The 8,654-nt window shown below is 72.1% G+C and carries 7 protein-coding genes; 3 read left to right on the top strand and 4 right to left on the bottom strand.

The window, feature by feature from the left end:
• Nucleotide 1 precedes the first annotated feature (1 nt).
• Nucleotides 2–1,087, bottom strand: coding sequence for a M20/M25/M40 family metallo-hydrolase (locus tag ACYVOO_RS22780; protein WP_461017531.1), 1,086 nt, complete (start codon nucleotides 1,085–1,087; stop codon nucleotides 2–4).
• 658 nt (nucleotides 1,088–1,745) lie between these two features.
• Here ACYVOO_RS22780 and ACYVOO_RS22775 point away from each other — a divergent pair.
• Genes ACYVOO_RS22775 through phnE form a run of 3 tightly spaced genes read left to right on the top strand, consistent with a single transcriptional unit; the run spans nucleotide 1,746 to nucleotide 4,359 of the window.
• Nucleotides 1,746–2,684 (top strand): phosphate/phosphite/phosphonate ABC transporter substrate-binding protein, encoded by a 939-nt coding sequence (locus tag ACYVOO_RS22775; protein WP_461017530.1) that lies wholly within the window; start codon nucleotides 1,746–1,748, stop codon nucleotides 2,682–2,684.
• The gene (locus ACYVOO_RS22770; protein WP_461017529.1) at nucleotides 2,677–3,480 is read left to right on the top strand and encodes a phosphonate ABC transporter ATP-binding protein; all 804 of its coding nucleotides are present in this window, start codon (nucleotides 2,677–2,679) and stop codon (nucleotides 3,478–3,480) included. The genes ACYVOO_RS22775 and ACYVOO_RS22770 overlap by 8 nt, the downstream gene beginning before the upstream one ends.
• A gap of 42 nt (nucleotides 3,481–3,522) precedes the next feature.
• Nucleotides 3,523–4,359, top strand: coding sequence for a phosphonate ABC transporter, permease protein PhnE (phnE, locus tag ACYVOO_RS22765; protein ID WP_461017528.1), 837 nt, complete (start codon nucleotides 3,523–3,525; stop codon nucleotides 4,357–4,359).
• Nucleotides 4,360–4,416: 57 nt separating this feature from the next.
• On the opposite strand, the gene ispG is transcribed toward phnE, so the two are convergent.
• Genes ispG through ispH form a run of 3 tightly spaced genes read right to left on the bottom strand, consistent with a single transcriptional unit; the run spans nucleotide 4,417 to nucleotide 8,572 of the window.
• On the bottom strand, nucleotides 4,417–5,613 hold the full coding sequence (ispG, locus tag ACYVOO_RS22760; protein WP_461017527.1) for a flavodoxin-dependent (E)-4-hydroxy-3-methylbut-2-enyl-diphosphate synthase: 1,197 nt from the start codon (nucleotides 5,611–5,613) through the stop codon (nucleotides 4,417–4,419).
• Nucleotides 5,614–5,615: 2 nt separating this feature from the next.
• Nucleotides 5,616–7,556 (bottom strand): 1-deoxy-D-xylulose-5-phosphate synthase, encoded by a 1,941-nt coding sequence (dxs, locus tag ACYVOO_RS22755; RefSeq protein ID WP_461017526.1) that lies wholly within the window; start codon nucleotides 7,554–7,556, stop codon nucleotides 5,616–5,618.
• Nucleotides 7,553–8,572 carry a 4-hydroxy-3-methylbut-2-enyl diphosphate reductase gene (gene ispH / locus ACYVOO_RS22750; RefSeq protein WP_461017525.1) on the bottom strand — a complete coding sequence of 340 codons (1,020 nt, stop codon included), beginning with the start codon at nucleotides 8,570–8,572 and terminating at the stop codon, nucleotides 7,553–7,555. Before ispH ends, dxs begins: the two co-directional genes overlap by 4 nt.
• Between the last annotated feature and the right edge of the window lie 82 nt (nucleotides 8,573–8,654).

Here is an 8,654-nt window from a genome sequence, read left to right as displayed (position 1 = left end):
CTCACCACCGCCCGACCCCGGACAGGTCCCGCGCGAAACGGCCCGTCACATAGGCCATGGCGTCGCCGAACTGGCCGAACAGGGTGCGGTCGATGTTGCCTGTGGTGTCGCAGGTCTGGTGGTAGCACGGATCCAGATACTGCCCCGCCCGGCCGCCGAACAGCCGCTGCCACTCGGGTGTCTTCACATGGTTGTATCCACCGGAACCGCCGCCCGCCGGGATGCCCGCTTCGATGAAAGGACCGAAGTCGCTGCGCCCGTCGAAGTCGAGACCCACCGTGGGCAGCCCGCGCCGAGCGAAGTAGCGCGTGAACTCCTCCTCGATCGCGGCGGAACCCGGGGGCCCGGGGCCCGCTCCCGTGCCGTCGCTGTCGTCGCCGTCGTAGACCATGCGCGCGTAGTTCGGCGCACCGATGGTCTCGAAGTTGAGGTTCAGCGCGATGGCGTCCCGCTCCTCGGCGCTGAGCTGGTCGACGTAGTGCTGCGAGCCGACCATGCCCCGCTCCTCCGCGCCCCACCAGGCGAAACGCACCCGGTTGCGCACCTGCCCCGCGTGCGGCGCCAGGCGCAGCGCCGTCTCCAGGACCATGGCCGCGCTGCTCGCGTTGTCGTCGATCCCGGGCCCCTCCGGCACGCTGTCCAGGTGGGCGCCCAGCACCACCGTGCGGTCGGCGCGCCCCGTGGGGGTGTCCGCCAGCACGTTGAACGACCGTGTCCGCACGTGCTTGCCGCGCAGCACGACGCGCAGGGTCACCGTCCTGCCCCCGGCCGCGTCGGCCGCGAGCTGTTCGCTCTCTCCGCGCGACAGCGAGGCCGAGGGGATGACACCCGCCTCGGGGGGCTTCATACGGTGCCGCAGGTTCATCCCGCTGCCGGGCGCGCCGATGTTCATGAGCAGCAGCCTCACCCCCGCCTGCGCCGCGGCCCGCTGCTTGTCGGTGAGCGAACACTCCTCGCCCCGCACGAGGGCGATACGGCCCCGCGCCCCGGCCGCCTCGTACTCCTCGGGAGCGCAGCCCTGACCGGGCACGACGGTCAGCTCAGCGCGCAGTCCTCCGGCCGGTGTGGACGGGCTGAAGCGCGCCATGTAGGGGTGCAGCTCCCTCCGCCGGTCCGGTGCGGAGGACACCGCCGTTTCACGGGTCTGGACGAAATCGGGAAAGGTGAATTCCTGAAACCGCACGTGATACCCGGCCTCACTGAGCCTGTCGCGTACGTAGTCGGCCGAAGCGGAATATCCCGGTGTGCCGGGGCCGCGGTTGCCGCCGTGCCTGTCCGCCGTGCGCTGGAATGCGCGCAGGTGCCGGAAAGCCGCCGTCTCGGTCACCTCGCGTTCGAGGCGTTCGGCGAGGCTCTGTGAAAGCGGTGGCGAATGGGGCTCCGGAGATTCCGGCCGGGCGGTATCCGGCGGCGCGGAAACGAACGCGAATGACGCGAGCAGAAGCACGCAGACGACCGGGACAGAGCCCCGCCTCCCGGTGTGAACACCCCTTACCACCTGCCGGAACATGCCTTTTCGAGCACTGTCCGGCAGTCTTCCCTTCCTCGTCATGGACCGCCTCCTGCCCCCGGCGAGTGATCGCGGAACGGATTTCGAGCCTACCGGTGAAGGGTTCTTGATCTGAGCGCATTCCATATAGGGCCCGTCGAAAACCCTGGCCCGCGCCGAAAACATTGACGCTTCCCGTGGGGTCCGTAAGAATTGCGCGGCAGTCGGCTCCTTCCGGAGAGGGACAGGGGGACGCATGCCGCGATACGCATTCAGCACGCAGCAGCGGCACGGATTTCCGCGCATCCGCCGCCTCCTCGCCCCTCTCCTGCTCCTCACGGCAATGGTCTCCTGCACCTCGGGCGGAGAGACCCGCTCGCGGAACTGCCCCGTCGGCGAGGTCCAGTTCGGCGTCGACCCCTTCGAGAACGCCGCCCGCCTCATCCCCGCCTACAAGCCGCTCGCCCGCCAACTGGGCGACCGCCTCGGCTGCCCCGTCGAACTCCACATCCCGACCAGCTACAGCGCCGAGGTGGAGGCGATGCGCCAGGGCAAGCTGGACGTCGCCCAGTTCGGGCCGCTCGGCTACGCCTTCGCCGAACGGCTCGCCCGGGCCCGCGTCGTGGCGACCTACGGCGACTCCCGAGGGCGCCCCCTCACCTACCGCACCCTGATCGTCACCCCGTCCAGCTCCGGCATCACCCGGCTGACGGAGTGCCGCGGCCGCTCCTTCGCCTACTCCGACGCCGTGTCCACCTCGGGCAGGCTCTTCCCTGCCTACGCGCTCAAGCGCGCCGGAATCGACCCGGACCGCGGCGTGAAGCCCCGCTACGCGGGCAGCCACACCGCTTCCTACGAAGCACTCCGCCAGGGCAAGGCCGACTGCGGAGCCCTCCCCACACCGCAGATCGAGATCGCCAAGGACGCGGGCATCTACAAGCCGGGGGAACTGCGCACCCTGTGGCGCTCGGCGCCGATACCCCACGAGGCGGTCACGGTACGGGAGACCCTGCCCGCCCCCTTCCGGGAACGCGTCCGCGAGGAACTGCTCGCCCTGGACCTCACGAAGATCCCCGAAGAGCACCGGGGCCTGCTCTTCGGACCTCGCCTGGTGGCCCAGCAGGAGACTGCCTACGACGAGGTACGCGCACTGGCCAGGAAGATGGGGCTCGACGTGAAGGACCTCGATGGCTGAGGCGGACGGGCGGCCCGTAGAGGCGGACGGGCGGCCCGTACTGGAGATCACCGGCCTCACCATGAGCTACGCGCCACCCGTACCGGCCCTCGACGGCGTCGGCCTGTGCTGCGGCGCGGGCGAGTGCGTCGCCGTCCTCGGCGCGAACGGCTCGGGAAAGTCCACGCTCCTGCGCTGCGCCGCCCGGCTGAGGGAACCGACGGCGGGCACGGTCCGCCTCCGGGGCGAGGACCTCACCGCGCTGCGCGGGGCCCGGCTGCGGGAGCGGCGCCGCAGGATCGGACTGGTCCTCCAGTCACCCGCCCTGGTCGGACGGCGCAGCGCCCTGGCGAACGTCGCCGTCGGCGCGCTCGGCCGCCACCGCAGCCCCGCCTCCCAGCTCGGGAGGTGGCCGCGCGCGGAACAGGCGGAGGCGGCCCGGTGCCTGCACAGGGTCGGCATGCTCGAACTGGCCCACCGCCGCGCCGACACGCTCTCCGGAGGCCAGGCACAGCGCGTCGCCGTGGCGCGGGCACTGTGCCAGCGCCCGCTGGTGCTGCTCGCCGACGAGCCCGTAGCGAGCCTCGACCCGCGCGCCGCCCACGGGGTGATGACCGTACTGCGCGGCCTCGCGCACGAGGACGGCCTCGCCGTGGTGGTGGTCCTGCACCAGCCCGACCTCGCCCTCCCGTTCGCGGACCGTGTCGTGGGGATGCGGCAGGGGCGGGTGGCCTTCGACCTGCCCTCGGCCCGCGTGGACCGCTCCCGCATCGCCCTCCTGTACGCGGCGGAACGGGCGGAACGGGCCGGCTCATGAAGGCGGCAGGGGCCGGCCGGTGAGGGCGGAAGGGACCGCCCCGTGAAGAAGGCCGGCACACCGCCGGAGCAGCCGGAGCACCCGCCCGCTCCGGCGCTCCCGCCCCCGCCACGCGTCTCCGCCGCACGCTGGGCCCTGCGCCTGACCGGCGCGGTGGCCGCTGCCGCGCTGCTGTGGCAGGCGCTGGTGCGGACGGAGACGCGGCCGGGAGAACTCCTGGCGGGACTGCACGGCATCGCGGACATCGTGCGGCGCTCCATTCCCCCGGACTTCGACTCGGTGGGCGCGATCCTCCCCGCCGCCCTGGAGAGCTTCGACACGGCGCTCCTCGGCACCGCCGCTGCCGTCGTGCTCGCGCTGCCGCTGGCCTGCTGCGCGGCGGAGAACATCTCTCCGCACCCGCTGCTCTACTACGCGGCCCGCGCCGTCATCACGGTGTGCCGGGCCGTGCCGGACATCATCTGGGCGCTGGTGTTCGTGACCGCCGTCGGCCTCGGCCCCTTTCCCGGGGTGCTCGCCATCACGGTGCACAGCGTCGGCATGCTCGGCCGCCTGATCGCCGAAGTCATCGAGGACGCCGACCCACTGCCCGTCGAGGCGCTCAGGATCACCGGAGCGGGCGGACTCCAGATCGTCACCCACGCCGTACTGCCGGGCATCCTCCCGTCCGTCCTGGGCATCGTCCTGTACCGGCTCGACGAGAACGTCCGCGCCTCGCTGACCCTCGGGTTCGTGGGAGCGGGCGGCATCGGCTTCGAGATCCTGACGGCCGTGAACCTGTTCCAGTACCAGCGCCTGGCCGTTCTGCTGCTCACGGTCTTCGTCATGATCCTGACGGTCGAACGCCTCAGCGCACGGCTGCGGCGTCGCGTGGCCTGAACCGCCGTGCCCGCCCGTCGCGCGGTCACACGGGCCCCGGACGGTCCTGACCCCGCCTCAGACCGCCGTGTCTCCGGCATCGTCGGTGTCTTCGGCGTCGTCCGCCTCGGCGAGGGCCAGTGCCTCGTCCAGCAGCGCCTCCACGATCTTCGACTCCGGCACCGTGCGCAGCACTTCACCGTGGCGGAAGATCTGGCCCTTGCCGTTGCCGCACGAGACCCCCAGGTCGGCCTCGCGGGCCTCGCCGGGGCCGTTGACGACGCACCCCATCACGGCGATGCGCAGGGGACGGGGAAAACCGTCGAAGGCGGCTTCGACCTGGTTGGCCAGCTTGTGGATGTCGACCTGGAGGCGCCCGCAGCCGGGGCAGGAGACGACTTCGAGCTTGCGCCGACGCAGGCCGAGGGAGGCGAGGATGTGGCATCCGGCCTTGACCTGTTCGACGGGGTCGGTGGACAGCGAGACGCGGAGGGTGTCCCCGATGCCCTCGCCGAGGAGGATGCCGAAGGCGACGGCGGACTTGATCGAGCCCTGGAACGCGGGACCGGCCTCGGTCACGCCCAGGTGCAGCGGATAGTCGCAGCGTGCGGCGAGGATCCGGTTGGCGGCGATCATGGTGAGCGGGTCGTGGTGCTTGACCGCGATCTTCAGGTCCCGGAAGCCGTGCTCCTCGAACAGCGAGGCTTCCCACAGCGCGGACTCGGCCAGGGCCGCGGGTGTGGCGCCGCCGTGCTTGCGCAGCAGCCGCTGGTCCAGCGACCCGGCGTTGACACCGATACGGATCGGGGTGCCCGTCTGCGCGGCGGCGCGTGCGATGTCGCCGACCTTGTCGTCGAACCGTTTGATGTTGCCGGGGTTGACGCGCACCGCCGCACACCCCGCGTCGAGGGCGGCGAACACGTACTTGGGCTGGAAGTGGATGTCGGCGATGACGGGGAGTGCCGAGCGCCGCGCGATGGTGGGGAGCGCGGCGGCGTCGTCGCCGGTGGGCACGGCCACCCGCACGAGGTCGCACCCGGCGGCGGTGACCTCCGCGATCTGCTGCAACGTGGCGTCGATGTCGGCGGTGCGGGTGGTGGTCATGGTCTGCACGGAAACCGGTGCGTCGCCCCCCACGGGGACATCGCCGACCATCAGCTTTCGCGAGCGGCGGCGCACCGGGGCCCGGTCCGGGGGAGCGGGCATGCCCAGGTCGGTCGTGGTCGTGGTCGGGGGTGTGGGTGTAGGAGCGGTCGCGGTTTCTGCGGTGGTCATGGTCAGCTCACCTCGGCCGGGGTGTGCGGGTCGGGCTGCTGGTGGGGTTTGTGGGCACGGGCACGCAGGACCGCCTGGGAGATGCCCTTCGCGTCCAGCCCGGCCCTGCGGAGCAGATCCTCGCGCGAGGCGTGGGGCAGGAAGCGGCCGGGCAGCCCCAGCGCCCGCAGCGGAGTGCCGCAGCCGTCGTCGTCGAGGGCCCGGGCCAGCGCTGTGCCCAGTCCAGCGGTGCGGATGTTGTCCTCGACTGTCACCACCAGCCGGTGCCGCGAGGCGAGTTGCACCAGCTCGGTGGAGACGGGCAGCACCCAGCGCGGATCCGCCACCGTCACCCCGATGCCCTGCCCTTCCAGACGCAGCGCCGCCTCACGCGCGGGCGCTGCCATCGGGCCCGCGGCCACCAGGAGCACATCGCTGATACCGGAGCGGTGCAGCACATCCACGGGCCCGATGCGCTCCAGCGCCGGAATGTCCTCGCCCACCCCGCCCTTGGGGAACCGCAGCGCGGTCGGCGCGTCCTCGTACCGTACGGCCGCGTCGAGGAGTTCGCGCAGCCGCGTCGCGTCACGCGGCGCCGCCACGTGCAGACCCGGGACGGCCCCCAGCAGCGCCAGGTCCCACATGCCGTGGTGGGAGGGCCCGTCGGGCCCGGTGGCGCCCGCACGGTCCAGGACGAACGTCACCGGCAGCCGGTGCAGGGCCACATCCATCAGCACCTGGTCGAAGGCACGGCCCAGGAAGGTGGCGTAGACGGCCACCACCGGATGCAGCCCCCCGGTGGCCAGCCCGGCGGCGGAGGTGACCGCGTGCTGCTCCGCGATGCCCACGTCGAAACACCGCTGCGGGAAGCGCTCGGCGAACCGTGCCAGTCCGGTCGGCCCGGGCATCGCCGCCGTCAGGGCCACCACGTTCTCGTGCCGCTGCCCCAGGGAGCAGAGCTGATCGGAGAAGACACTCGTCCACGACGGGGTGGAGGACTGTTTCAGTGGCTCGGCGGTGTGCGGGTCGATGACACCGCAGGTGTGCATCCGGTCCTGCGGCTCGTCCTCCGCGGGCCGGTACCCCTTGCCCTTGCTGGTGACGGTGTGCACCACCACCGGCCGCCCCAGCTCACGCGCCAGGCTCAGCGCCTCCTCCACGGGGCGCAGGCGATGACCGTCGACGGGCCCGATGTAGGCGAAGCCGAGCAGCTCGAAGAGGCTGCGGGCGAGCGGCAGCGGCCCGTCGGCCTCCGCGTCGCAGCCGCCGAAGCGGGCGGCGGGAGCCTGGCGCACGAGCCAGTCGATGCTGTCGTCGGACTGCGCGCGCTGCTGGTGGAGGTGGTCGGCCAGCGCGCCGATGGTGGGGGCGTAGGAGCGCTCGTTGTCGTTGAGGACGACGATGACGGGGCGGTCGGGTGCGCCGCCGAGGTTGTTGAGCGCTTCCCAGGCCATGCCGCCGCTGAGCGCCCCGTCGCCGATGACGGCGACGACGGCGCGGTCCTGCTCGCCGTGCAGTTGCCGGGCCTTGGCCAGGCCGTCCGCGTAGGACAGGGCGGTGGAGGCGTGCGAGTTCTCGATCACGTCGTGCGGGGATTCCTCGCGGCTCGGATAGCCGGACAGGCCCCCCGCCTGCCGCAGCGTGGTGAAACCGGCGGCCCGGCCGGTCAGGAGTTTGTGCACATACGCCTGGTGGCCGATGTCGAACAGGAGGGTGTCGTGGGGGGAGGTGAAGACCCGGTGCAGGGCCAGGGTCAGCTCCACCATGCCCAGGTTGGGGCCCAGATGCCCGCCCACCGCGGTCACCTTCTCGATCAGGAAGGCGCGGATCTCGTCCGCCAGGCCGGTCAGTTGGCGCTCGCTCAGCTCGCGCAGCGCGGCGGGTGCTTCCAGAGTGCTCAACAGGGGTCCTGCGGTGTCCGGCGCGGACGGTGTGGCGGTCATGGATTCTGTCGTGGCAGTCATGAGGTCCTCACTGCGGTGGGCGGGGCGAAGTGCACGTTCTCGACGGTCGTCTCCTCCTCGGTGACCGTGACAGGGCCCAGCCTTCTCAGCAGCGCGATGACCTCCTCCACCAGATGGTCGGGGGCCGAGGCGCCCGCGGTGAGGCCCACGGTGTCCGCCTCCGTCAGCCAGGCGGGGCCGATCGCGCTCGCGTCCTCGATCAGGTGCGCCGAGGTGCCCAGGCGACGGCACACCTCCACCAGCCGCACCGAGTTGGAGGAGTTGGCCGAGCCGATCACGAACACCACATCGGCAGCGTGGGCGACCTGCTCCACCGACAACTGCCGGTTGGTCGTCGCGTAGCAGATGTCCTCGCTCGGCGGCTCCTTCAGGGCCGGGAACCGCGCCCGCAGCGCCTCGATCACCTCGCGAGTCTCGTCCACGGCCAGGGTGGTCTGCGTCAGATACGAGACACGCCGGGGGTCGGGCACCTCCAGCTCCGCTACCTGGCCGGGGGTCTCCACCAGCACGGTCTGCTCCGGCGCCTCACCGAAGGTGCCCTCGACCTCCTCGTGCCCGGCGTGCCCGACCAGCACCAGGGTGTCGCCGCGGGCGGCGAACCGCTTCGCCTCGGAGTGCACCTTGGTCACCAGCGGACACGTGGCGTCCACCACCTCCAGGCCGCGCTCCCGCGCTTCCCGGCGCACCTGGGGGGAGACACCGTGTGCGGAAAAGACCACCACGGCGCCCGGGGGCACCTCGTCCAACTCCCGCACGAACACCGCACCGCGCCGCTCCAGGTCGGTGACCACGTGGGTGTTGTGCACGATCTGCTTGCGTACGTAGACCGGGCGGCCGGTGTCGGCGTGCCGCGTCAGCAGCCGCTCGACGACCTCGATGGCCCGGTCCACCCCGGCACAGAACGAGCGTGGCGAGGCCAGCAGCACCCTCCGCGGCCCACGGGCCGCCTCCCAAGCCTGGCTGTCGGCCGCCGCCTCGGGGCCGACGGAGGTCTGTTGGCGTGCTGCGTCAGGCATGGGAGGGGCCATGGGAGGGGCACTCCGTCGCTCTCGGGGGTCGGCTCTGACGGGATCTCGCGGGATCTCGTGGGAGTTCGGG

This window comes from Streptomyces daliensis (genome assembly GCF_054782395.1).
This window is presented reverse-complemented; position numbering and strand designations above follow the sequence as displayed.

Excerpts from the sequence above, each read along its gene's own strand:
- ACYVOO_RS22780 (WP_461017531.1), bottom strand. The coding sequence starts at position 1,087 with ATGGCGCGCTTCAGCCCGTCCACACCGGCCGGAGGACTGCGCGCTGAG.
- ispG (WP_461017527.1), bottom strand. The coding sequence starts at position 5,613 with ATGACCACCGCAGAAACCGCGACCGCTCCTACACCCACACCCCCGACC.
- ispH (WP_461017525.1), bottom strand. The coding sequence starts at position 8,572 with ATGCCTGACGCAGCACGCCAACAGACCTCCGTCGGCCCCGAGGCGGCG.
- ACYVOO_RS22770 (WP_461017529.1), top strand. The coding sequence starts at position 2,677 with ATGGCTGAGGCGGACGGGCGGCCCGTAGAGGCGGACGGGCGGCCCGTA.
- ACYVOO_RS22775 (WP_461017530.1), top strand. The coding sequence starts at position 1,746 with ATGCCGCGATACGCATTCAGCACGCAGCAGCGGCACGGATTTCCGCGC.
- dxs (WP_461017526.1), bottom strand. The coding sequence starts at position 7,556 with ATGACTGCCACGACAGAATCCATGACCGCCACACCGTCCGCGCCGGAC.